The 23227-nt window shown below is 68.4% G+C and carries 17 protein-coding genes; 12 read left to right on the top strand and 5 right to left on the bottom strand.

Going from position 1 to position 23227, the window contains the following annotated elements:
- Nucleotides 1–74 precede the first annotated feature (74 nt).
- From ACZ7KI_RS09910 to ACZ7KI_RS09900, 3 genes are all read left to right on the top strand, one after another.
- Nucleotides 75–548, top strand: a complete 474-nt coding sequence (locus ACZ7KI_RS09910) for an Lrp/AsnC family transcriptional regulator (RefSeq protein ID WP_465500486.1) — start codon at nt 75–77, stop codon at nt 546–548.
- 60 nt (nt 549–608) lie between these two features.
- A complete protein-coding gene (locus tag ACZ7KI_RS09905) occupies nt 609–1802 on the top strand; it encodes an MFS transporter (protein ID WP_470272765.1) in 1194 nt (397 codons plus the stop codon).
- Nucleotides 1803–1958: 156 nt separating this feature from the next.
- A complete protein-coding gene (locus tag ACZ7KI_RS09900; RefSeq protein ID WP_465459416.1) occupies nt 1959–2363 on the top strand; it encodes an SsgA family sporulation/cell division regulator in 405 nt (134 codons plus the stop codon).
- 104 nt (nt 2364–2467) lie between these two features.
- On the opposite strand, the gene ACZ7KI_RS09895 is transcribed toward ACZ7KI_RS09900, so the two are convergent.
- On the bottom strand, nt 2468–3562 hold the full coding sequence (locus tag ACZ7KI_RS09895; protein WP_470272764.1) for a S1 family peptidase: 1095 nt from the start codon (nt 3560–3562) through the stop codon (nt 2468–2470).
- 472 nt (nt 3563–4034) lie between these two features.
- On the opposite strand from ACZ7KI_RS09895, the gene ACZ7KI_RS09890 reads away from it, so the two are divergent.
- The 7 genes from ACZ7KI_RS09890 (at nt 4035) to ACZ7KI_RS09860 (ending at nt 16400) form a co-directional block, all read left to right on the top strand.
- Nucleotides 4035–6962 carry a helix-turn-helix transcriptional regulator gene (locus ACZ7KI_RS09890; protein ID WP_470272911.1) on the top strand — a complete coding sequence of 976 codons (2928 nt, stop codon included), beginning with the start codon at nt 4035–4037 and terminating at the stop codon, nt 6960–6962.
- A gap of 236 nt (nt 6963–7198) precedes the next feature.
- On the top strand, nt 7199–8053 hold the full coding sequence (locus ACZ7KI_RS09885; protein WP_470272763.1) for an ESX secretion-associated protein EspG: 855 nt from the start codon (nt 7199–7201) through the stop codon (nt 8051–8053).
- A gap of 30 nt (nt 8054–8083) precedes the next feature.
- Complete coding sequence (locus tag ACZ7KI_RS09880; protein ID WP_470272762.1) at nt 8084–8512, top strand: hypothetical protein; 429 nt, start codon at nt 8084–8086, stop codon at nt 8510–8512.
- A gap of 12 nt (nt 8513–8524) precedes the next feature.
- Nucleotides 8525–10537: a hypothetical protein gene (locus ACZ7KI_RS09875; protein ID WP_470272761.1), complete on the top strand. Its 2013-nt coding sequence runs from the start codon at nt 8525–8527 to the stop codon at nt 10535–10537.
- Entirely contained in the window at nt 10534–10863 is a 330-nt protein-coding gene (locus tag ACZ7KI_RS09870) for a type VII secretion target (protein WP_470272760.1), read from the top strand. Before ACZ7KI_RS09875 ends, ACZ7KI_RS09870 begins: the two co-directional genes overlap by 4 nt.
- Complete coding sequence (locus tag ACZ7KI_RS09865; RefSeq protein WP_470272759.1) at nt 10860–11387, top strand: YbaB/EbfC family nucleoid-associated protein; 528 nt, start codon at nt 10860–10862, stop codon at nt 11385–11387. Before ACZ7KI_RS09870 ends, ACZ7KI_RS09865 begins: the two co-directional genes overlap by 4 nt.
- Nucleotides 11388–11420: 33 nt before the next feature.
- Entirely contained in the window at nt 11421–16400 is a 4980-nt protein-coding gene (locus ACZ7KI_RS09860) for an RHS repeat-associated core domain-containing protein (RefSeq protein ID WP_470272758.1), read from the top strand.
- A gap of 75 nt (nt 16401–16475) precedes the next feature.
- Here the strand turns inward: ACZ7KI_RS09860 and ACZ7KI_RS09855 are convergent, their stop codons facing one another.
- The 4 genes from ACZ7KI_RS09855 to ACZ7KI_RS09840 all read right to left on the bottom strand — a co-directional run bounded on the left by ACZ7KI_RS09855 (nt 16476) and on the right by ACZ7KI_RS09840 (nt 21157).
- A complete protein-coding gene (locus ACZ7KI_RS09855) occupies nt 16476–17648 on the bottom strand; it encodes a GGDEF domain-containing protein (RefSeq protein WP_470272757.1) in 1173 nt (390 codons plus the stop codon).
- A 257-nt stretch (nt 17649–17905) separates the two neighbouring features.
- Nucleotides 17906–19168 (bottom strand): MFS transporter, encoded by a 1263-nt coding sequence (locus ACZ7KI_RS09850; protein ID WP_470272756.1) that lies wholly within the window; start codon nt 19166–19168, stop codon nt 17906–17908.
- 364 nt (nt 19169–19532) lie between these two features.
- Nucleotides 19533–20189: a hypothetical protein gene (locus ACZ7KI_RS09845; protein WP_470272755.1), complete on the bottom strand. Its 657-nt coding sequence runs from the start codon at nt 20187–20189 to the stop codon at nt 19533–19535.
- A gap of 131 nt (nt 20190–20320) precedes the next feature.
- The gene (locus ACZ7KI_RS09840; protein ID WP_470272754.1) at nt 20321–21157 is read right to left on the bottom strand and encodes an SDR family NAD(P)-dependent oxidoreductase; all 837 of its coding nucleotides are present in this window, start codon (nt 21155–21157) and stop codon (nt 20321–20323) included.
- A 151-nt stretch (nt 21158–21308) separates the two neighbouring features.
- On the opposite strand from ACZ7KI_RS09840, the gene ACZ7KI_RS09835 reads away from it, so the two are divergent.
- Entirely contained in the window at nt 21309–22070 is a 762-nt protein-coding gene (locus tag ACZ7KI_RS09835; protein WP_470272753.1) for a trypsin-like serine peptidase, read from the top strand.
- Nucleotides 22071–22077: 7 nt separating this feature from the next.
- Nucleotides 22078–22296 (top strand): RNA-binding S4 domain-containing protein, encoded by a 219-nt coding sequence (locus ACZ7KI_RS09830; RefSeq protein ID WP_005149665.1) that lies wholly within the window; start codon nt 22078–22080, stop codon nt 22294–22296.
- Nucleotides 22297–23227: the final 931 nt, after the last annotated feature.

The following is a 23227-nucleotide window of genomic DNA, read 5'->3' as shown; positions in this document are numbered from 1 at the left end:
GGTGACCGGGCACACCCCGTGGCGCGCGGCCGCGGATCGGGCGGCCCGGCCGGTCGTCCGGTTAGCCTGACCGGGTGCACACACCCGACCTCGACCGCCTGGACGTCGCCATCCTGTCCTGCCTGCAAGCAGACGCCCGCACCATCGCCGAGACCATCGGCGCGAAGGTGGGCCTGTCCGCCGCCGCCGTGCAGCGGCGGATCAAGCGGTTGCGCGAGGCCGGGGTGATCGAGCGCGAGGTCGCGGTGCTGTCGCCGCAGGCGCTCGGGCTGACGATGACGTTCGTGGTGATGGTCGAGATGGAGCGGGAGAGCCTCGCGGTACTCGACGGGTTCCGGCGGCAGGTGCTCGCCGACGACAACGTCCAGCAGTGTTACTACGTGACCGGCAACGCGGACTTCGTGCTCGTGGTGACCTGCCGGGACATGGCGGGGTTCGAGACGTTCACGCGGCGGATGTTCTTCGACAACCCGAACGTCCGGCACTTCACGACGTCGGTGGCGATGGACCGGGTCAAGACGGGGCTGACGCTGCCGCTGGAGCCTTGACCGGGAGTCGATCTTCGCTATTCTGGCCTGCTGCCTTCTGGGGGAAGGACCACAGCAGCCATGCAGAGACAGCTCCGCCTCTTTCTCACCGCCACCTTCATCGACGCGCTCGGCAGCGGGATCTGGCTCCCGTTCGGGTTGCTCTTTCTCGTCCACGGCCAGGGCTTCGGCCTGATCGAAGCCGGTACGGCGCTCAGCACGGGCGGTCTGCTCGCGCTGGCGACCGGTCCGCTGGCGGGAGCCGCGATGGACCGGTTCGGCCCGCGCGCGCTCCTGATCGCGGGCAACCTGCTGCGGCTGGCCGCCTTCGGCTGCTATCCGCTGCTGACCTCGGTCTGGCAGGTCGTCGCCGTCACCCTCGTGGCAGGCGTCGGCGACCGGCTGTTCTGGACCTGCAACGCCCCGATGGTCGCCGCGCTCACCACCGGCCGCGGCGCCGAGCGCGTCCTCGGTACCCAGACGGTCGGCCGGTTCGCCGGCGCGGGCGTCGGCGCGGCGGCGAGCGCGGTGCTGCCGGAGATCACGAGTCCGGCGGCGTTCCACCTCATCGCCTACGCCAACGCCGCCACCTTCGCGGTGGCCGCGGTGCTCATCGGATTCCTGCCCGCCGCAACCGGTGTGTCCGAAAAGGACCGTCCGACGGGCTGGAAGACCGTCCTCTCCGACCGCCCCTACGTCGGGTTCTGCCTGACGCACATGAGCTTCACCCTGGCCAGTGCGAGCAAATTCGCCATCCTGCCGATCCTGGTCCGCGACTTCCTGCACGGTCCACAGTGGATCGCCGGAACCGCGATCACGATCGGGACGGTCACGGTGGTCTTCGGTCAGAACCTCGTGATCCGCGTACTCGCCGGATACTCCAGGACCACCGGGCTCGTCGCCTCCGCCGTGGTCTTCGCCGTCTCGTTCGCGCTGCTCATCCCGGTCACCTCGGTCCCACTGCAAGTTGCGATCTGCCTCATCCTCTTCACGAGTTCGACCTTCTCGGTCGCCGAGGCGATGTTCGCTCCGCTGTCCACGGCGGCCGCCGCCGAAGCCGCGCCACGCGGGGCCGAGGGGCGTGCCAGTGCGCTGTTCCAGTTGTCGTGGGGGCTGCCGATGGCGCTGGCCCCGGCCATCCTCGGCGGCCTGCTCTCCGTGAGCGGGCCACTACTGTGGACGTGTCTCACCGCGACCTCGCTGCTCGCCGTTCCCGCCCTCCTCGGCCTGAAGAAAAGGCTGCCGGACAAGCCGCCACAACGGGTATCGACCTGAACGCAAGGGGTCTGTGCCCGGCGTTACACCACTATGGACATATGCAGCCGATAGCGTGAACGTGCCCATAGTCGCGTCATTCGCCGTGTGTCCGGGCATCTCCTTGCCGAGACGAAAAGTTCGCGCCGCGCGAACCACGAGCACTTAGGAGTGGCCGTGCACACCGACGCCGTTCACCAGAGCCAGTTCGTACTGCTGAACAACAGCAGCACCCCCGTTCTGTCCCGCCTGTCCTTCCACGTGGACGAGCCCTACGCCGTCACCGTGTCGTTCCGGACCGAGCGCGGCCGGTGGGTCGAGTGGACCTTCGCGCGTGAGCTGCTCGCCGCCGGTCTCACCGACCCCGCCGGACTGGGTGACGTCCGCGTCCGCCCCGACCTCTCCGAGGACGAGGCGATGCTGACGCTGGAAATCGAGTCACCCGACGGCTATGCGTCGTTCGAGCTCGAACGTGAGGACGTCGAGTCCTTCCTCGACTCCACGTGCGACCTGGTCCCGCTCGGCTCCGAGAGCGAGTACTTCGACATCGACGCGCTGATCGAAGAGATCAGCAACGTGTAGCCACCGCTCCCGCGGTACGAAAAGACGAAGGGCGGACCGAGTGCTCTGGAGGCACTCGACCCGCCCTTCGTCCTCTTCGGCGGTTCTCGGCGGCAGGGGTGGGGTCAGCCGAGGACCAGGGAGGTCCCGGTCGCGGACAGCGCCGGCCGGACCGGGAAGAAGTACGTCACCGAGGTGTTACCGCCGGACAGCATGCCCTGGGCCTGGTTCCCCGCGATGAACGAGCCACCGGAGTCGCCCGCCTGGGAGCGCACGTTGGTGGCGGTCATGCCGTAAACCGTGCCTTCGGCGTAGCGGACGGTCTGGTTCTTGGCGCCGACCGTGCCGCAGGTCCAGCCGGTGGTCGAACCCGACTTGCAGATCGAGGCGCCGGTCGCGGCCTCGCTCGAGCCGCTGACCCGGGTGCCGTTGTTGATGACGCCGCGCGGCACCCAGTTGCTGTTGACCCGGACGTGGCCGTAGTCGTTGCCGGGGAAGCTGGTGCGGGCGAACGAGCCCATCGCGACCCGGTTGGACCCGGTCACCGTGCCGGGACCGCAGTGCCCGGCGGTGAGGAAGCCGCCGTTGACCGAGAAGCCGATCGAGCAGCGCGAAGAGTTGTTGATGTAGTAGGCGTCGCCACCGCGGACGTCGTACTTCAGGGTCGGCGCCCCCGCGGTCTCGACCACCGAGACGGCGGACTTGTCGACGCCGGTCTTCTCCAGGAACGAGTCGACGGTGCCGCTCTTGCCCGGCAGGACGTTCACCGTCACGCGGTTGGTCTTGGTGTCGACACCCCAGCCGGTGATCGCACCGTCCGCCGCGCGCTCACCCGCGTTCAGTTTGTCCACAGTGGAATCGAGCTGGGTCGCCGAGAAGCGCACGAGTTCCGCCTCCGCACCGCTGGCCAGCACCTGGCCCAGTTTCGCCGCGTCCGTGACGCCGACGCGGAGTTTGCCGGTGGCCTCGTTGTAGCTCGCGCCGCCGAAGCTGCCGGCGAGCGCCGAGGCGAGTTTCTGTTCGAGCGTGCCGGCGGCGGTCTCGCTCTGGATCCTGGCGAGTGCCTGGTCGGCGGTCAGGCCGAGGTCCCGTTGCAGGGCGGGAACCATCTCGGCGTTCAGCAGGGTGTCCGAGGACGCCGCCGCGGGGGTGCCCGTGACCAGCGCGCCGGTGGCCAGTGCTGCCGTCGCGGCCACACCGAGGAGCTTCGTGATCTTCATGCTTCTCCCTCGTCATCACGCACGGCTCCGGTTCGCCATGCGATTGCCCTCCCCTGAAGGGTGAGAGTTCTGGAACCGGAGACCGCCCGCAATCAGGGTCGGCGCGGGATAGGTATACCCATTCTTCGGCTGCCGAATCCCCTGCTCCAGGGGCGGTCACCTAGAGATGGCACCCGTACGGACACGTCCGTAAGTAGGGTTTCGAGCGAATACCTTCCGTAGTCATTGCCACCCCCTGAACGTGGGATGAATCGCCGAATCGGGTTTCTCGCCGATGTTTCGGGTGCCCGGTGATTTTCCAACCGACGATCCGTCAGCCAACCGGTGACGGTGCGTCCGCGGACGGCCTCATCGGGTGCCCATGCTGTCCGTGTTGGGAGGTTTACGACCAGGTGGGCAGTGCTTAGGCTCCGCAGGACAACGCACAAGATCGTGTCGGGCTCACCGGGAACTCCCAACCGAGGAGCGCATGATGTGGCTTGCCACCCCTCGCCCGACCTCGGTTTCGGTCCGCGCCGGATCGACGGCACTGGTGGGCCGCGACGTCGAGGTCTCGGCGATCGTGAAGATTCTGCTGCGCCGTCCCGCCGCCGTGCTGATCGAGGGCGAACCCGGGATGGGTCGCAGCAGGCTGCTCGAAGAGCTGGCAGGACGCCGTGAGTTCGCGGCCGGCCGAGTGCTCTTCGGTGCGTGTCAGCCGATGCGCGAGCCGTTCCCGTTCGGACCGGTGCTCGAAGCGCTGCGGTCGGCTGATGACCGGCCGCTCGGCCCGCTCAGCCCGGTCGCCGGGGTGCTGAGACCCTTGCTGCCCGAACTCGCGGAAAGCCTTCCACCCCAACCGGAACCACTCACCGACCCGTGCGCCGAACGACACCGCCAGTTCCGCGCCGTCCGGGAACTCCTGATCGCCTGCGGACCAACGCTCGTCCTGATCGACGATCTTCAGTGGGCCGACGAGGGCACCCGTGACCTGATGCGGTTCCTCGCCGCGGCCATGCCGTCCGAACTGGCCGTCGTCGCGGCATACCGGACCGGCTCGCCGTCCAGGCACGGAGGCGCGGGCATCCCGTTCCGTACCCCGCCGAACGTCCAGACCGCCCGCGTCACACTGGGTCCGCTCGACGTCGAGGCCGTCGGAAAGCTGGCGGAGGAACTGCTGGACCTGCCGAGGGTTTCCGCGTCGTTCACCGCGAAACTCCACGAAAGCACCGCCGGGATCCCGTTCGTGGTCGAGGAGACCCTGCGCGCGTTGCGTGACGCCGCCGGGCGGCTGCCCATCGGCGAAGTGCTCTCGGACCGGCTCCTGGAAAGCCTCGAAGTCCCGATCTCCCTGCGTGAGGCCATCACCGAACGGCTCGAGACGCTGCCGGAACCCGCGGCCCGGCTGGCCTGCGCGGCGGCGGTGCTCGCGGTCCCGTCCGAACCCGCGGTGCTCGGCGAACTCGCCTGTCTCACCGGCGACGAACTCCGCTCGGCACTTCTGTCCACATTGGACGGCGGCGTCCTCGGCGAACTCGGGGGCGACCGCTACGGCTTCCGGCATCCCTTGGCGCGCAAGGCCGTCTACGACACGATCAGCGGGCCCGAGCGGACACTGCTGCATTCACGCGCCATCCAGGTGCTCTCCGGCCAGCCGATTCCCCCGCTGACACTGCTGGCGAACCACTCCCGCGCGGCCGGGCGGGCCGAACAGTGGCGCCACTACGCCGAAGCCGCCGCCGACGAGGCCATCGCCCACGGTGACACGTCCCGCGCGATCGACCTGCTCCAGTCCGTGCTGGCCGAGGCCGGGCTCGGCGAGGACGCCATCGCCCGGCTGGCCACGAAACTCAGCCAGGTCGCCTTGCGCGGGTTCCGCCCGGACGTCATCGAGACGCTGGAGCGGATCCTCGAAGACCTCACCGGCCTGCGCCCGAGTGTGCGCGGGACGATCCGGCTCAGCCTCGGGATGCTGCTGGTGCGCACGATCGGACGACTCGGCCGCGGCCGGGTCGAGGTGGAGAAGGCCATCACCGAACTGGTCGACGAACCGGAACTGGCCGCCCGCGGGATCAACCTGCTCGCCCAGCCGATCGACGGGCTGACCCCGTTGTCCTGGCACGAGGTCTGGATGGAACGCGCCCGCGAGGTCTTCGACCGGCTCGAAGACCCGGAACTGCGGCTGGCGCTCATCGGCGACCGGATCTCGACCAGGGCCCATATTGGCGACGGCTCGGCGTGGGCCGAGTTCCAGGAGCTGCCCGACCAGGGCAGCGGCGTGGCCGAACGCGTCCAGCTCGCGCGGTTGTGGTGCAACCTCGCCGACGCGCAGTCCTGGGCCGGGCATCTCACCAGGGCGGAAAAACTGGTCACCGAAGGGATCCGCCGCGCGACCGACGCCGGTGCGCTCTACGCCGCCGGACTCGCGCAGGGCACCCGGGTCCGGCTGGACTGGGTGCGCGGTGAGTGGTCCGGGCTCGCGGAGGCCACCGAACGGCTTCGTGACACCTATCCGGACCTCGGCCCGATCGTCATGGAATCGTCGCTCGTCCTCGGCGGGCTGGCCGCCGTCCGCGGGGAATTCGCCGCCGCGCAACGACATCTCGCCGCGGCGAGTGTGCACGCTCCGGAACACGGGCCCATCCCCGTCGTCCTTTCCGCGGCGGGTGTCCTGATCCGGGTACTCCTCGCGACCGACGACGTCGAGGGCGCGTGCGTGGCGGCCGACAACGCGGTCGCCGCGGCTCGGCGCAAGGGCGTCTGGGTGTGGGCGGCGAGCCTGATCCCCGCCGCGGCCGAGGCCTACACGCGGGCCGGCCGCTGGTCGGAGGCGGACGCCGTGGTCGAGGAATTCGCCCGCGGTGTCGAAGGCAAGGACTCGCCCGTCTCTCACGTCGCGCTGCTCGCCGGCCAAGCGATCCTGCTCGACGCCCGCGGCAAACATCCCGCCGCGGCAACGGTTTTCGACGAGGCGGCGGCGGGCTATGAAGCGCTGCCGATGCCGTACCAGGCCATCGGCGCCCGGGAGCGGGCGGCGCTGTGTCGTCTCAACGCGGGTCTTCTCACCGCGGGCGACCGCAAGGCGATCGAGGAACTCGCCGCGGCCGCGGAGGCCTACGAACGACTCGGCGCGACCCGGGACGCCGGACGATGCCGCCATCAGCTGCGGGAGCACGGCGCGTGGGCGCCTTCGCAACGCGGGCGGCGCGGCTACGGCCAGGAGCTTTCGCCACGGGAACTCGAGGTCGCGAGAATGCTCTCCGACGGGCGCACGAACCGGGAGATAGCGGACGGGCTGTTCCTTTCCCCGCGCACCGTGGAACAACATGTCGCGAAGGTCCTGCGGAAACTCGGCGCGCGTTCGCGGACGGACGTGGCCCGCCGGATGTCGACCTACGCACCCGCGGCGAGTAGCTCGTGAGTGATTTGGGTCGTTCTAACGACCCAAATCACTCACGAGGTCTTTTTCCTTTAGGGGCAAGAAAAGTGCCCGATCGGGCACTGTGATCCATTCCATCGGCTGCACCGGTGTTCGTATGGTTCCGTACAGTCATGCGCTGTGCTAGTTTGTTTTCGCCATTAACAAAGTCGGCTCTCTTTTTGCAGGTCAGCCGATCGGGACGGGGTCGGACCCCCGTGAGGGAGTAGCGCAGAAGCATGGCTGAACGAGCCGATTTCGCGCTGGGGACGGTAGAGGCGACCGTGGTCGGGCAGGCGCTCGGCGTCGATGTCCGGTTGTTTCCCTTACGCGTCCGCAACACTTCGATCGACCCGGAGCGGTACACCGCGATCATCCGGAAGGTCTATACCGATCTCGAACAGCGCCGCCTGTCGGTCAACGGCGAGCTGAACCCCGCCATCCGCACCGCGTTCGCGCTGCTCGCGAACCACCGGATCACCGTTTCGATCAACGGCATCGACGGTATCGGCCAGGACATCGCCGTCCTCACCATCACCGACGGCGCGCAGGCGCTCGGCATCACCCAGGCGCACGGGGAAGACGTCCTGCAGTTCGCGCTTTTCGCGGACGAGGAGCTGGTCGAGGTGCTGGCCGGCGTCCTGCCCCGGATGCGGCCCGCGTCGACTGGCCGCCGCACGATCGTGCAGAAGGAGGAGCGCGCCGTCTCCGCGATGGCCGCGCGCCGTCAGGCCGAAGCGGAGTTCGACGAAGAGGAGACCGACGCGTTCGGCAACCTCCAGTTCACCGGCGTCGTCCGCGCCCGGCCCGAGCCACCGGCTCAGCCGCGTGGCGAAGAGGGCGATGTCGCGGTCCTGGAGAAGGTGCTGTCCGGGACCCGCCTCGGCGGCGGGCACATCATCGTGAGCGGCATCGGCCGCCGCGGCGAACGGCTCCGGTCGACGCCGTTGAGCTGGCTCGACACCGAAGACGGCCGGTACCTGGTCTGGACCGAGACCGACGAGGCCTCCGGCGCCGTGGTCGGGCACTACGAACCGGCCAGCCAGTCCCGGATGGCGAACGCGATCCGGGACGCCATCGCGGACATCTACTGATCTTCCTGAACCCGGCGAGAGGACCCTCCGTTGACCGAGGAAGCACAACCGGTCCAAGCGAAACTGGCCGACGCCACGCCGATGATGGCGGCGCGAGTCGGACTCGCGGGCGCGCAGCTGAGGGACATGGCGAAACAGGGCGGTTTCGCCGTCGACGAGAGCACCGGCGCGGAGATGATCCGTTCACTTCAAGGAGTGATCGACAGTCTCGAAGAACGCTGGAGCGCGCTGACCAAGCTGCGGACGACGCCGCCGATGAGCTCCACCGCGACCGCGCGCTGGGTGTCCGGGCACATGCACGGCACCGCGACGGACGCGCAAGGCCTGCTCACGCAGCTGGAGGCGGCCCGCGCCGAATTCCCGACCTACGTCGAGGCGATCGAACTCGCCAAGCGGAACTACCGGGAACGCGACGACGAGAACCAGCGCACCCTGACACGGATCGACACCGAGATCTAAGAGGAGAGACCCGTGACGGAATCCGCGGAGAAGACCGCGAAGGTCTCCGATCCCCAGTCCGAGGACTACAACCCGGACGACCCCTTCTACGACGTCACGGCCGACTCGTCGTCGGCCTATTACGTCGGGCCGCTGGCGGACAAGGCCGCGTCCGGTGACGAGATCCGGGCCGGGGCCTCGGCCGGGACCGACCTCATCTTCAACCTCCTCGGCTGGGGTGACACGGCGCTCAACGGTTTCAAGGACACCTTCACGCAGAAGGTGTACGAAGGGCAGCTGGAGAAGGCGCGCGAAGGTCTCGACAAGAACCTGGAGATCCGCAATCCCGGGCAGCCGCCGTCCACGGTCTGGGCCAACGCCACCCACGAGCAGATGCAGGCCGCGATCGTGGACGACGCGGACTCGGCCGCGGTGGGCGAGACCTCCGAGGAATGGGTCCGGGCAGGCAACGATCTCGCGACGCACCAGCGCAACCTGGCCAAGGCGATCAACGCCAGCACGGCCAACTGGCAGGGCGAAGGCGGCGACGCGGCGCGCGAGCATCTCGCGGGGGTCGGCAAATGGCTCGGCTCGACCGCGAACGGCGCGACGCTGGCCGGACGTCAGCAGCAGATCCACTCGCAGACGTTGAACGAGACGCAGAAGCAGATGGCGGCGAATCCGCCGGTGCCGTTCAACGTGCAGGAGGCCAACGCCAACCTGCAGACGATCACCAACCCGTACCAGTACATGTCGCAGCTCGGGAAGGATCTCGAAACCTTCAAAAAGCAGCAGGACGCGCGTGACCGGGCCGCTCAGGTGATGACGCAGTTCGACAGCACGATCGGCTCGGCGATCGCGACCCCGGCGTTCCCGCCCCCGCCGAAGCTGCCGTCCGCGCAGGCGACCCGGCAGTTGCAGGGGACTCCGGCCGGCGGTGGCGCGGGTTCACCCGCCCACGCGCTTCTCGACCGCAAATCGCCCGAGAACGCCGATGGGACACAGCGTCCCAGCCCCTTCGACGTCGGCTCGAACGGCGCGGGCCCGGACGGCATCGCCGCTTCGACGGACGGGACGACGCACGGCGGCGGAGCCGGTGGTCCCGGCGGCGTGTCGCCGTTCAACTCGCCGAACGGCCCTTCCGGCGGAACACCCGGTGGCGGCTTCCCCGGCGGTGGCGGCCCTGGTGGCGGGCCCGGCGGTGGCGGTCCCGGCGGCCCCGGTTCGCACCCGAATCTGCCCGGCATCTCCGTCCCGGACCTGCCGAACAGTGGTGACGGCTACCGTCCCGCGGCGGCGTCGGGCCCCAGCATGCCGAACCTGCCCAAGATCGACGACGGGACGCACACCACGGGCTACACGCCGCCGTCGATCCAGCCCCCGTCGTACCAGCCGCCGAACGTGCAGATGCCGACCATCCCCGACGGCGGCGGTCCGCGCACCGGCCCCGGCGGCGGCCTCCCGTACACCCCGCCGAACATCCCCATCCCGAACCGGCCGACCGGCGGGCCGGGACCGGTCATGCCGAAGATCCCGCCGATCGGGAACCCCGGTGGCCCCGGCGACAACATCAGCAGGAGGCTCGGCGGACTGCCCTCGATCCCGGAAGGCGGCTCGTACAAGGGCACGCCGTACACCCCGCCCAAGCTCCCCACCATGCCGAACATCCCAGGTGGTGGCGGTAGCGGCGGCAACCTCGGTGGTATCGGCGGTGGCGGTACCGGCGCCGGTGGCGCGGGTGGCGGCGGCCTCGGTGGCGCCGGCAGGTCGACGGGCTCGCTCGGCATGGGCGGAGCCGTCGGCGCGGGCGCGCTGGACGCCGAAGCGGCCGCGGCCCGTGCGGCCGGTTCCGGCAAGGCGGGCACCCCCGGCACCATGGGCCCGATGGGCGGCATGGCACCCGGCGGCGCCAAGGGAAAGGGCGAAGACGACAAGGAACACAAGGTCGCCGACTACGTCGAATCCGACGACCCGTCCTTCTTCGCCCCGGACGAGGTAGTGGCGCCACCGGTGATCGGTGACTGGAAGAACAAGGACTGGAAATGACGGCTTCGTTCGAGGTCGATCCGGACGACCTGACCGCGCACGCGAGCCATCTCGAAGGGCTCGTGGACCGGTTGGACACCGCGCACGGCGCGACCGGTTCGGCGATGTCGGCGGACGCGTACGGCCTGCTGTGCGCGTTCCTCCCGCCGATCGTCAACCCGACCGGTGAACGCGCGGCGGAGGCGATCAAAGCGGGCGCGGAAGGCATCCAGGCGTTGGCCGACAACGTCCGCACCGCGTCGAAGTCCTATGTGGACGGTGACAAGGACAACGCGGAACCGTTCAAGGCCGACTTCAAGGCCTTGCACATCGGAGGAGTGAAGTGACCGGCGCGAACGGGCTCGGGGAGCTCATGCGGGACCCCGAAGAGGCTCAGCGCAAGCTGGACCAGTGGGCCGAAGGGCTGGAGAACAAGGCCCAGCGCTACGCGGCCGCACAAGAGCGGACCGAGCAGTTGCGGCTGACCGCGTCCAGCTCCGACGGTGCCGTCAAGGTCACCGTCGGGGCGGACGGCGGCGTGACCGATCTCGAATTCGGGAACAAGGCGAGGACGTACCCGCTGGAGGAGCTGTCGCGGCAGATCCTCGCGACCATGCACCAGGCGCAGTCCGGGATCGCGACCCAGGTCGCCGAGGTCATGCAGGAAACGCTCGGTGACGAGGACCAGGAGACCCGGTCGCTGATGATCGGCACCCTCCGCAGCCGCTTCCCCGAGATGGAAGAGGAAGAGGAAGAGGAAGAGCCTCCGCCACCCGCTCCCCCGGCGTCCTCCGCCGACACCCCGCCGTCACAGGCGCCTCGCGAGAAGCGCCACGAAGCCCCGGAAGACGAAGGCAATTCACCCTGGTGAGCCGGTCTTTCCTGAACCACTGAGAAGGTCGTTGTGGGTAACCCGCTGGTCGCCGAGGTCAAGGACTCGACGAAGGCGTACACCGGCTCGTCACTGCTGGAGTCGGCGTTCGATCTGAAGTCCGCCATCGAAAGCGGCGACTGGGCGTCGGTCGCGCTGGGCGCGGTCGGGACCGCGCTGGACGCGCTGTCGATGGCGATGGATCCCTTCGGCGCGATCCTCGCCAACGGTGTCGGATGGCTGATGGAGCACGTCGGTCCGCTCAAGGAGGCGCTCGACGCGCTCACCGGCAACGCCGACGAGATCGCGGCCAACGCCGAGACCTGGAAGAACATCGCGACCGAACTCGGCGAGGTCGGCGCGGATCTCGCCGGGATGGTCTCCGCCGATCTGCAGAGCTGGACCGGGGTCGCGGCCGACGCCTACCGTGACCGGGCCAAGGACACGGTCACGCTGCTGGACGCGGCGAAGGCGGGTTGCGAAGGCGCTTCCAGCGGTGTGAAGACGGCGGGCGAGGTCGTCGCCGCCGTCCGCGCGCTGGTGCGCGACATCATCGCCGAACTGATCGGGCACATGATCAGCTGGGCGTTGCAGGTGCTGTTCACCCTCGGCATCGGGCTGACCTGGGTGGTCCCGCAGGTGGTCAACGCCGTGGCGAAGACCGCGAGCAAGATCGCGAACCTGACTAAGAAGACGGTCAAGGCGCTGCAGGCGCTGATGCCGCTGCTGAAGCGGGCGGACGACCTGTTCGGCGACGCGGCCAAGGCGTTGAAGAAGTTGCAGCCGGGCAAGGGCGCGCCCGGGCCCAAGCCGAACAAGCTGGACGAAGGCACCACCCCCAAGGGCAGCCCGGAAGGCGGCAAGGGCGGCGGTGACGGCACGACCCCGTCCGGTTCGCCGCCCCCGAAGCACGATCCGCCGCCGCCGGCGAAGCACGATCCGCCGCCCCCGCCGAAGAACGAGACCACGGACGGGCCGACCACACCGTCGGGTTCGCCGCCTCCGCCGCCCAAGGATCGGGGTGGCTCGCCGCCACCGCGGGACAAGCGGATCAAGGACGGCGAGAAGGCTCCGGGGGACGCCGTCCCGCCGAAGAACCGCAAAGACTGCGGCGACCCGATCGACGTCGCGACCGGTTCGATGATGCTGACCCAGGACGACGTCGTGTTCGCCGGGATCCTGCCGCTGACCTTGTCGCGGACCCATCTTTCGTCGTACCGGTTCGGCCGGTTCTTCGGCTCGTCGTGGGCGTCCACTGTGGACCAGCGGATCGAGGTCGAAGACGACGGCCTGCACCTCGCGCTCGCCGACGGGACGCTGCTGACCTATCCGGTCCCGGTGTCCGACGCCCCCGTTTACCCGGCGTTCGGCCAGCGACTCGCGTTGTCCAAAGTAGACGATGGCTACATCGTGTCCACTCCGGACGGTGTGCTGTTCTTCTCCGGCACCGGGGACACCCTTCCGCTGCGCGCGATCGCCGACGGAGACGGGCACCGGATCTTCCTGCACTACGACGACAACGGCGTCCCCCGTGAACTGGTGCACTCCGGGGGTTACCGCCTTCTCATCGAGTCGAAGGACGGACTCGTCACCGCCCTTCGGCTGCCCGGCGCGGAAACCGCGCTGCAGAACTACCGGTACGACGAGCGACGGCGGCTGGTCGAGATCGTCGACGCCGCCGGTTTGCCCCTGCGGTTCACCTATGACGCCGAGGGCCGGATCGTGCGCTGGGAGGACGTCAACGGCCGCTGGTACCGCTACGGCTTCGACTCCGCAGGCCGCGTCGTACGCGCGCAGGGCTCCGACGGCGTCCTCGACGTCGGCATCGAGTACGACCGGGAGAACCTGGTCACCTCGGTCACGAACTCGCTCGGGCACGTCACCCGCTACCAGCTCGACGAACTGCACCGGGTCGTCGCGGAGACCGATCCGCTGGGCAACACCACCCGCTACGAACTCGACCGCTTCGGGAAGCTCCTCAGCCGCACCGACGCGCTGGGCCGCACGACGCGGTGGGAGATGGACGACGAGGGCAACGTCGTCGCCGTGATCCAGCCGGACGGCGGCCGCGCGCTCGCCGAGTACTCCGCGCTGAACCGGTGGACCAGCATGACCGGACCGGACGGCGCGGTCTGGCGCCGCGAGTACGACGCCCGCGGAAAACTCGTCCGCGCCACGGATCCGACCGGCGCCACCACCACCTACGGCTACGACGACGCGGGCAACGTCGCGGTCGTGACCGACGCGCTCGGCGGCGTCACGCTGATCGAGTCCAACGCGGCCGGTCTGCCGATCGCCGTCACGGACCCGCTCGGCGGGGTCACCCGGTACACCTACGACGAGTTCGGCCAGACCACCTCGGTCACCGACCCGCTCGGCGGGGTCACCCGGACGAAGTGGGACGGCTTCGGCGAAATCGCCGAACAGATCGACCCCGACGGCTCCGTCTGGCGCTGGAACCGCACCACCCAGGGATACACCGACGAAGCCGTGGACGCCCGCGGACTCGCGGTGCGCACCGAGTACTCGCAATTCGACCTGCCCGTGGCCGAGATCGGCCCGGACGGCGACCGTCTGTCCTATGTGTACGACACCGAGCTGCGACTCGTGGCGGTCACGAACGAACACGGCCTTTCCTGGCGCTATGACTACGATCCCGCCGGGAATCTGATCAGCGAGACCGACTTCAACGGCCGTACCACTCGCTACGGCTACGACGCGGCCGGGCAATTGGTGCTGCGCGCCAACAGTCTCGGCCAGACGGTCGCCATCGAACGCGACGCGCTCGGCCGGGTCGTCAGCCGCCGGGCGGGCGACGACGTCGCCACGTTCACCTACGACGCGGCCGACCGGATGACCTCGGCGCGCAACGCGCATTCCGAAGTCACCATCACCTACGACGCGCTGGGCCGGGTCGTCGCGGAGTCGCTCAACGGCCGGGTCGTCCGCTCGGAGTACGACACCGTCGGCCGCCGCGTCGTGCGGCGCACCCCGTCGGGCGCCGAGTCGTTCTTCGCCTACGACGCCGCGAGCCGCCCTGTCGCGCTGCGCACCGCCGGACGTACCGTGCGCTTCGAGTACGACCCCTCGGGCCGTGAAGTGCTGCGACGCCTCGAAGGCACGCCGGTGGAACTGCGCCAGGACTGGGACGCCGCCGACAGGCTGACCTCGCAGATCGTCTCGAACGACCGGGGTATCGTGCAGCGCCGCGAGTACGGCTACCTGCGAGACGGGCTCGTCTCGCAGATCTCGGACCTGCTGTCCGGGCCGCGTTCGCTGAAGGTCGACCGCGCGGGCCGCGTCGTCGACATCCAGGGGCAGGGCTGGCGGGAAAGCTACGGCTACAACCTCGCCGGCGCGATCACGCAGGCGGGCTGGCCCGGCGCGGATCCCGCCGTCGGACCACGGCACTACCAGGGCACCCTGGTGACCGGTGCCGGGCAGACGTCGTACCTGCACGACGCCGAAGGCCGCACGATCGCCCGCCGCAAGGCAGGCCGGGACTGGACCTACCAGTGGAACTCCGACGACCGGCTGACCGGCGTCGTCACCCCCGACGGCGAGCGGTGGCTCTACCACTACGACGCGCTCGGACGGCGGATCGCCAAACAGCATCTCGACACCCAGGGCCGGATCCTCGAACAGATCGACTTCACCTGGGACGGCGCGTACCTCGCCGAAGAGATCCGGGGCGGCACCGTCATCGCCTGGGACTGGGAGCCCGGCACGGATCGGCGGCCGATCACCCAGATCGAACGCACCGCCGGGCAGGACGTCCGCTTCCACGCCATCGTGACCGATGTCGTCGGCTCGCCCAGCGAACTACTCGACGAAGCGGGCAACGTCGCCTGGCATCTGCACACGTCGTTGTGGGGCAAGGTGCTCTCCCCGCCGGGGCAGGCGTACACGCCGTTGCGTTTTCCCGGCCAGTATCACGACCCGGAAACCGGGCTGCACTACAACTTCAAGCGCTACTACGACCCGGACACCGGCCGGTACCTCTCGCACGACCCGCTCGGCCTCGAACCGGCGTCGGACTCCCTTGCCTACGTCGGCAACCCGACCGACATGATCGACCCGCTCGGCCTCGCCCCCACGAAGCCGCAGAAGGGCACTTGCGGCAAAGGCAAGGGGCGGGCAGGCGGCGGCAAGACGAAGTCCCCCGGTAACCGGGTCACCAAGCCGAAGCCGACGCCAGGACCGAAGAAGCCGCGGCGTCCTCCGCAGAGCTACCTCGACGGCACGCACGGCGCGAAGAACCGTGAGCAGAACCGGCTCACGACGAAGTACGACAACGACCTCAAGAACGACGGCCGGGAGAAGGTCTCCGGCGACTCACACGAGTCCGAGCACCCGATCCCCTACGAGGCGATCGGCCGCGGCAGTGGTGGCGCGCGGGGCGCGGGCCACGAGCAGAAGGACCTGGAAAACCACGCTTGGGCGTATCAGGAGGCCAAACCCTCGCACAAGTCGCACATCGGCACCGGCAACAAGGGCGACCAGGACCTGACGGAAGGTTCGGCGAACCCGAGCGGCTTCAAGAACAGCCAGGATTACCGCGACTCCGAGCGCAACGCGCTGGAGCTCGGTGACCCGAACACGGCGATCCAGCTCAACCAGCTCGACTACGCCTTCCGGGACGGGTTCAAGAACACCAACAACACCCTCGACGGCAAGATGGCGGACGACTCGTACCACAAGATGATCGACGACGCGCACGCCAGCGGTAAGGGCCTCACCTACTCGACCGGGCCCGGCACGACCGCGACCACTCCACCGCTGTCCAGCCACGACGTCAAGGAACTGCACATGGCCCGGGACACCATCCGGGACGGCGACTGGCCCGAGGAGATGAAGCGGCAGAACCGCGAGACCTACGAACAAGAAGTCGATCGGATCCACGAGGAGACGTACAAGAAGCCGACCAAGGCGGACTGGGAAAAGCTGGAAGCCGGCGGCTTCGGACCGCTCGACACCGGCAAGAAGGACCCCAACGCGATGGACGTCGACTGAGGTCCCGCGTTCAGTCCTCTGGATGCGGTCCTTGCGTGCGCAACTACCGCATCCAGAGGACTAAATGCGTGGTTTTCAGGCCGCGGCGAAGCTGACGACGCGGTTCCGGCCGCTGTTCTTCGCCTGATAGAGCGCGGTGTCGGCGACGTGCAGCAGGCGCTCCAGGACGGTCCCGCCGGACGGGTAGACCGCGACTCCGATCGACACCGAAAGTCCTCGCACGATCCGAGGTCCCGAAGCCGTCGCGACCTCGACTTCGAGCGCCATCACCGCCTGCCGGACCCGCTCGGCCACGGGGATCACCTCGGTCTCCGTCGCGCCGGGCAGCAATACGACGAACTCTTCGCCACCGAAGCGTCCGACGGAGTCGTAATCGCGTACGTGCTCGGAGATCGTCGTCGCGACGGCCTTGAGCACGTCGTCGCCCGCCAGATGGCCGTAGACGTCGTTGACCTGCTTGAAGTGGTCGAGGTCGAGCATCAGCACCCCGAGTTTGCTCTTCGTCCTGGCCGCCGACGAAAGCGCCCGTTCGCTCAGCAGATGCCACGCGTGCGCGTTGAGCACGCCGGTCTTGCCGTCGATGTTCGCCGCGATCTCCAGCTGCCGCACGAGCACGCTGCGGTGCAGCACCAGCACCGGCAGCAGGACGAACGGGACGAGCGCGGGCGCGTGGACGACGCCCAGCGCGGTCGAGGTCCCGAGCACCAGGGTGGTGACTTCCAGCAGGTTGTCGTCGCCGGTGCCGAACAGGGATCGCAGGGATCGGCCACCGGTGTGCAGGTAGACCGAGAGCGCCACGATGAAGGCGTTCGCGGCGGTGAACACGGCCGCCGCCTCGACGATCCGCAGCGATCCGGTGAACCCGACCGGCAGGCCGTTCCAGCCCGCGACGATGACTCCCGAAGCCAGGCAGGACAGCACGATCGCCGCCGCGCAGTACACGACGCGATACGCCGGGCGGTGGCTCATCCCCCGCCACACCCGGAGCCAAAGGTGCAGGTAGATGAGCAGGCCGAGGGTGACGGCGAGGCCGGGCGGCAGGACGAGCACTCCCGCGAACGTCCACACCGAGGTCATGTTGATATGTGGCCGGTCACACAGCGTACGCCGCAACCGTTCCACCGAACGGGAAAGCTCGGCCTGGACGAATGCGAGGCCGAGCAGTGATCCAAATCGGACGAATTCCGTAATCTCGTAGTTCGATCGGAGCAGGGCGATGACCGCGACCGCCGCCGCAAGTCCTTCCACGACAAGAAAAATCGCGGGCACTCCGCGTGGTCCGGACCATAGTTCCCAGTGCCCGACCCAGGCTCTCAGACGAGTACCGGCCCCTTCTCCGGCGAGTTCCACATCCCCCATAATCATCGTCACCGGTCCCCCTTCCGTACGCATTTCAATGTATCCGAGGTAGTACTGAGGGTGGCTCGAGTCAATTCCGGAACACACAGATGGAGCAGTGGGAGGGAGGACCATCATGAACGGTCGCGAGGACTGATCCCATCGATTCAACCCGTCCGGCTCCCGGCCGGGAGCCATACCTCGGACCCGGTGGCGATGGCCCGTTTCCACGCCATCGCCATCGGGCCCGCCGAGGCGACGGCGACCGCCGCGGCCACCCCGGCGGCGACGAACGGGCCGGTCAGCTGGGCGAGCCCGCCCGCCAGCATGATCCCGATCCCTTGCACCGTCACCAAACTCGTCGAGGTCAGGCCCATCACCTGCGCACGGACGCCGTCCGGGACCGCACGGGCCATCAACGCGACGGCCTGCAGGTGATACGGCGCCGCGCAGGCCCCGCTCAGCGCGATCACGCCGAGACAGACCGGCAGCGGAGGCCGAAAGAAGAGAAAGAGCAAAGGAACAACGGATGCAATGGCGAGAAAGCCGACGATACGTGTTTTCCGCCGCGCCGGAACCCATTTCGTGAAGATCCACGATCCTATTACCGAACCCACCGGATCCGCCGCGAGAATAAGGCCGACCGCGAAACTCCCGGCCCCGAGTTCACCGGCGAGCGGCGCCGCGAGCCCCTCCGGCGCGATGGCGAACCCGGCGAGCATCTTCAACCCGAACAGCACCCGGATTCCCTTGCCCCGCCACAGTTCCCGGGCACCCTCGCCACTGAATGCCCGCCCCAACCGGCTTTTCACCGAGGATTCCGTGACGGTCGGCGTCCGGCGACGGACCCCAATGGACACGAGCAGCGCCGAGACCACAAAGGTCACCGCGTCGATCACCAGTCCCCAGTAGGGCGTCACGAGCCCGATCACCAGTCCGCCACCGCCGAAGCCTGCCAGCTGTGCCGTTTGGATGGTGATCGTGCGCACCGCGAGCCCGGCGACGTACCGCTCGCCTTCGAGGACGTCCGGCAGCAACGCGAGCTGCGCCGCCCGGAACGGCCCGCCCGCCATCGTCAGGATCACCAGCAGCCCGGCCAGCACGAGCAGCGGTGTCCCGGGAACCGCCATCAGCGCGGCGATCGCCGCCCGCAGCAGATCGCAGACGATCATCACCGTCCGCCGCGAATACCGATCGGCCAGCCCGGCGAACAGGGTGCCGCCGATCAGCGTCGGCAGATACGTCAGGCCGTAGGTGAGCCCGGTCAGCCCCGCCGACGCCGTCCTTTCCCAGACCAGCACCGACAACGCGACCCTCGCCAGCTGGTCACCGGCCTGCGAAAGCGCCTCGGCCGCCCACAACGCACGGAACTCGCCGACCGCGAACGCGGCCTTGAACGCGGTACCCCGTGCGGAATCCCCCTTTTCCATGAGCCCCTCCCCTTGGCTCACGGTAGTCGATCAATTTCACTGTGTCAGCGTCCATCCGGCCCACGACGACGGTCAGTGTCCATTGTGGAGGATTGATTTCCGGGGTGCGCGCCGATCGGGTCGTGAGTGGCGATTCGGGTGAGAGCGAACCCTCTCTTAGGTACCTACTGGTGGCCTGCGGACTTGCTGGCGTGAGGTACATGATGGTCGCCCGCGACGGGTGAGGGGAACTTTGAGGGACTCTGGGTCCCTCAAGGAGTCCTTCACGGCCCGGCCGTCACCGGACCCACCCGCCGTAGGTACCTAAAACACCCTTGGTCAGAACCCGAAACCCCACTCACGACCAACCGGACCGCAAGAGGTCTCAGCGACCGGAACTGTAGGTCATCATCCCCTGCGCCATGCGCATCGCCAGCGAACTCGCCACGGTGGGATCCATCATGTTCCGCAGGTCCTCCGCGGCCTTGTCCGACGACCCGGTGTCGACGCGCGGCTGCTCCGACGCCTTCGGCTGGGCAGGCGGCAAGGCGACGACCTGTTCCTTCGCGGCCTTCTTCTTCGTCGTCGCGGGCACATGCTGCTTCACGGTGACCGGGACATAGACGGTCACCGGAGCCGGCTGCGGCGCGGGCTGCGCGGCGGGCGGCTGTGGCGCGGCCTGCTGAGTCGCCACGGCGGGCAGCGGCTGCTCGGACAGAGCGTCGTCTACCGGCGACGCGAGTGTGCTGATACCGGCGAGCCAGCCGATCGCGAGCAGCGCCACCCCGGCCCCGCCGACCAGCCACGACCTGGCCCGCCGATGGATGACGACGGCCTTGGGCCGCAGGTCCTTGTCGACGACCGGTTCACAGACCGGCGGCCGGATCGGCAGCGGCTCGGGCTCACTCGCGTTCTCCGGGCTGCGCCGCCGTTTCGGCAGGCTCGCCGCGATGATCCCCGTGCGGTCCAGCAATTCGACTGTCTCGACGGGCGCGCTGGAAGCGGCGTCGGCCGACGGACGGCGCTGGGCGGCGCGCGGCATGGGGACCTCCGGAAGGGGAATCACGAACGTGAGCATTGTGGTGCATTTCCGACGCCGCCGTAAGTAATGCACCCCGATCGAGTTATGCCCAGCCGTCCGGACCACGGAGGGTTACTCCGTTCAGAGGTCGCTCATTTCTGCACCCTCCGCATGCCCAACCGGCCCAGAAGTGCCAGCGGGCGCTGGTAAAAGGACCCGAGCACCCGGGGAATCGCGTCGATGACATAGGCGTCCGCGCCGATCAGGATGCGCGGCGTCCCCCGTTCGATACCACGCACGATGGTCTGCGCGGCCCGCTCCGGTGTCGTCCTCGCGATCTTTTCGAATCCCTCCGCGGCTTTGTCGAGGTTCTGCTCGGCGCCGCCTCGCGCGTCACGGGCGATATTCGTCTTGATGCCACCGGGATGCACGCAGCTGACCGCGACCGGATGCCGGGCGATCAGCATTTCCTGCCGTAGCGCCTCGGTGAACCCGCGCACCGCGAATTTCGCCGCGTTGTAGGCACTCTGCGTAGGCACGCCGATGAAGCCGAACACGCTCGAAAGATTGACGATGTGCCCGTCACCCGATGCGATCACATGCGGCAGAAAAGCCTTCGTGCCGTTGACCACACCGCCGAGATTGATCCCCATCAGCCAGTCGTAGTCGTCCCAGGTCATTTCCTCGACCGTCGCGCCGAGCGCGACCCCGGCGTTGTTCACCACGAGGTTGACACCCCCGAAATCGGCCGCGACCTCGTCGGCGTGCGCGAGAACGGCGTCACGGTCCGCGACGTCCAGTTCGTACGCTTTCGCGTCCGCTTTTCCGGAAGCGGTTTCACAGAGCGCGACGGTTTCGGCCGCGCGGAGGGCGTCGACGTCGGAAAGCGCCAACCTCGCCCCGCGCCCCGCCAGTTCGATCGCGAGCGCCCTGCCGATCCCCGAGCCCGCGCCCGTGATCACCGCGACCTTGTCCGTGAACGACTTCATGCCCGCTCCATCCCATCCCGCTCGACCGTTACCGGAAGTAACACATACTACGGCTGTGAGCTTGCTGTGCGTTGATCGATTCGGGCTGTGTTCATGGACCGCTTATGGTGATCTGTAACCGAGGCAGCCGTGGACGAGCGAAAGGAAGGCGATGCGCCGCGCCCTGTTGGTCGTGCTCTGTGTCGTTTTGACCGGTTGCTCCGCCGCGTCGGACCCCGGTGGCCCCGCGGCCGACGACGCCGCCGCGCCGGTGGAGGTCACCCCCGCCGCGCCGCGGTACAACCCGGCAATCGGCGCGCTCTTCCTCGACGGGTCGCACTTCTGCACGGCCAGCGTCGTCCACAGCGGCCCGGGCGATCTCCTGCTCACCGCGGCCCATTGCCTCCACGACGGCGAAGGCGGCGAATACGCGACGGGGATCTCGTTCGCGCCCGGCTATCACGACGGCGTCGCGCCTTACGGCTATTGGGAGGTCTCGGATCCGCAGGTCCCCGATGGCTGGGCCGATTCGTCCGATCCAGACCTCGATGTCGGGTTCGCGACCGCGCATCAGCCTGGCAACACGAAAACCCTCGAAAGCGTCACCGGCGCCAACACCCTGCTGGCGAGCGGCGGATTCGCCCACACCATCACGCTGACCGGTTATCCCGACGAGCGGGAAGCGCCGATCGTCTGCCACGGCGCCAGCAGCCAGGCCGACACCTACCAGATGCGCGTCGACTGCCCCGGCTTCACGACCGGCACCAGCGGCGGCCCGTGGGTGGTCGATCCCGACCCGGCGACCGAACTCGGCACGGTCGTCGGGGTGATCGGTGGCTACCTCTACGGCGGGGACGATCCGGACACGTCCTACAGCAGCTACTTCGACACCGACGTCGCCACCTTGTACCGGAAGATGGACGCACGGGGATGATCTCCCCATGAGCATCCACGACGTCCCGATCACCGGCGAGCCGATCCGCCTCGGCCAGTTCCTCAAACTGGCCAACCTGGCCGAAGACGGTTCACACGCCAAAGACCTCCTCGACGCCGAAGAGGTCACGGTCAACGGCGAGGTGGAGGTCCGGCGCGGCCGGCAGCTGACGAACGGCGACGTCGTGGAGGTCGGCGGCGAAGGCGGCCGCGTCGTCCTGGCCTAGCGGCCCTGCATTCGCGCCTTGAGTTCTTCTGCAGGTCTGGGCGTCCGTCCCGAGTGGTCGTCAAGTCCGTGAAGGACTCCTTTCCTACCGTGCGGGCAGGGGCCCGGCAAAGTCGTACAACTGCTGGTCCGTATCGCTCTTGGCGATCCGAAGGTCGTGCGCGGCTGCCTGATTCCGGGCTGGTCGGCGCACCCCGCGTGTCCACAAGGGACACCACCGCCGGACGCAATGCCCGATTTGAGTCGTGAGTGTTTTGTGTCGTTAGAACGAACCCTCTCTCACGTACCTACTCGTGGCCTGCGGGCTTGCTCGCGTGAAGTACATGATGGCCTCCTTGCTTGCGCCTGGCGCAGTGATGGGGGCCTTCATGTACTGGGTAGGCGTGAAGGACCCCTTTCCTCGGCTGAGCCCAGGTAAGGAGTCCTTCACGCGCCGCTGTTGTGACTGGTGGTGCTACTGGGGCTTGTGATGGCGTTCCGGGTCCGTGAAGGACTCCTTGGAGGACTTGCCTTTGTTTACCCACTGGTGTGGAGCTTGTGTGGGTTGCCGGTGTGGTCGGGTGGGGAAGATTCCGGCCGTTGGACGGCCGGAATCTTCCCCGCTCGGTCGCCGGTCCGCAGATCGGGAGGGACGCGAGCTTGATCAACGGAAGATCGGGGACGTTGAGTGTCCCGGATCTTCCGTTGATCAAGGTGTGAGACCGGGGCGACGACCACCACCCTCGTCCAGGTCAGAAGTAGGTACACAAATGCGGGTCCTCCTTGAGGGACCCAGAGTCCCTCAAGGAGTCCTTCACGGACCCAGCGCTACCCGGCTCACCCGCCGTAGGTAACCAAAACACCGTCGGCCAGAACGACACTCGCCACTCACGACCCCACGCCCCCAGAACTTCAGGATGGAAAGGCCCCTTCATTGCACGCGAGGGATGGGG

Source organism: Amycolatopsis sp. NPDC039088 (assembly GCF_055598845.1).
Note: the sequence above shows the minus strand (reverse complement) of the source record. Positions and strands in the feature narration are given on the sequence as shown.

Bases quoted from the DNA above. Each gene is read 5' to 3' on its own strand.
- ACZ7KI_RS09905 (WP_470272765.1), top strand. From the start codon at position 609: ATGCAGAGACAGCTCCGCCTCTTTCTCACCGCCACCTTCATCGACGCG.
- ACZ7KI_RS09895 (WP_470272764.1), bottom strand. From the start codon at position 3,562: ATGAAGATCACGAAGCTCCTCGGTGTGGCCGCGACGGCAGCACTGGCC.
- ACZ7KI_RS09890 (WP_470272911.1), top strand. From the start codon at position 4,035: ATGTGGCTTGCCACCCCTCGCCCGACCTCGGTTTCGGTCCGCGCCGGA.
- ACZ7KI_RS09885 (WP_470272763.1), top strand. From the start codon at position 7,199: ATGGCTGAACGAGCCGATTTCGCGCTGGGGACGGTAGAGGCGACCGTG.
- ACZ7KI_RS09870 (WP_470272760.1), top strand. From the start codon at position 10,534: ATGACGGCTTCGTTCGAGGTCGATCCGGACGACCTGACCGCGCACGCG.
- ACZ7KI_RS09850 (WP_470272756.1), bottom strand. From the start codon at position 19,168: ATGGAAAAGGGGGATTCCGCACGGGGTACCGCGTTCAAGGCCGCGTTC.
- ACZ7KI_RS09845 (WP_470272755.1), bottom strand. From the start codon at position 20,189: ATGCCGCGCGCCGCCCAGCGCCGTCCGTCGGCCGACGCCGCTTCCAGC.
- ACZ7KI_RS09840 (WP_470272754.1), bottom strand. From the start codon at position 21,157: ATGAAGTCGTTCACGGACAAGGTCGCGGTGATCACGGGCGCGGGCTCG.
- ACZ7KI_RS09835 (WP_470272753.1), top strand. From the start codon at position 21,309: ATGCGCCGCGCCCTGTTGGTCGTGCTCTGTGTCGTTTTGACCGGTTGC.
- ACZ7KI_RS09830 (WP_005149665.1), top strand. From the start codon at position 22,078: ATGAGCATCCACGACGTCCCGATCACCGGCGAGCCGATCCGCCTCGGC.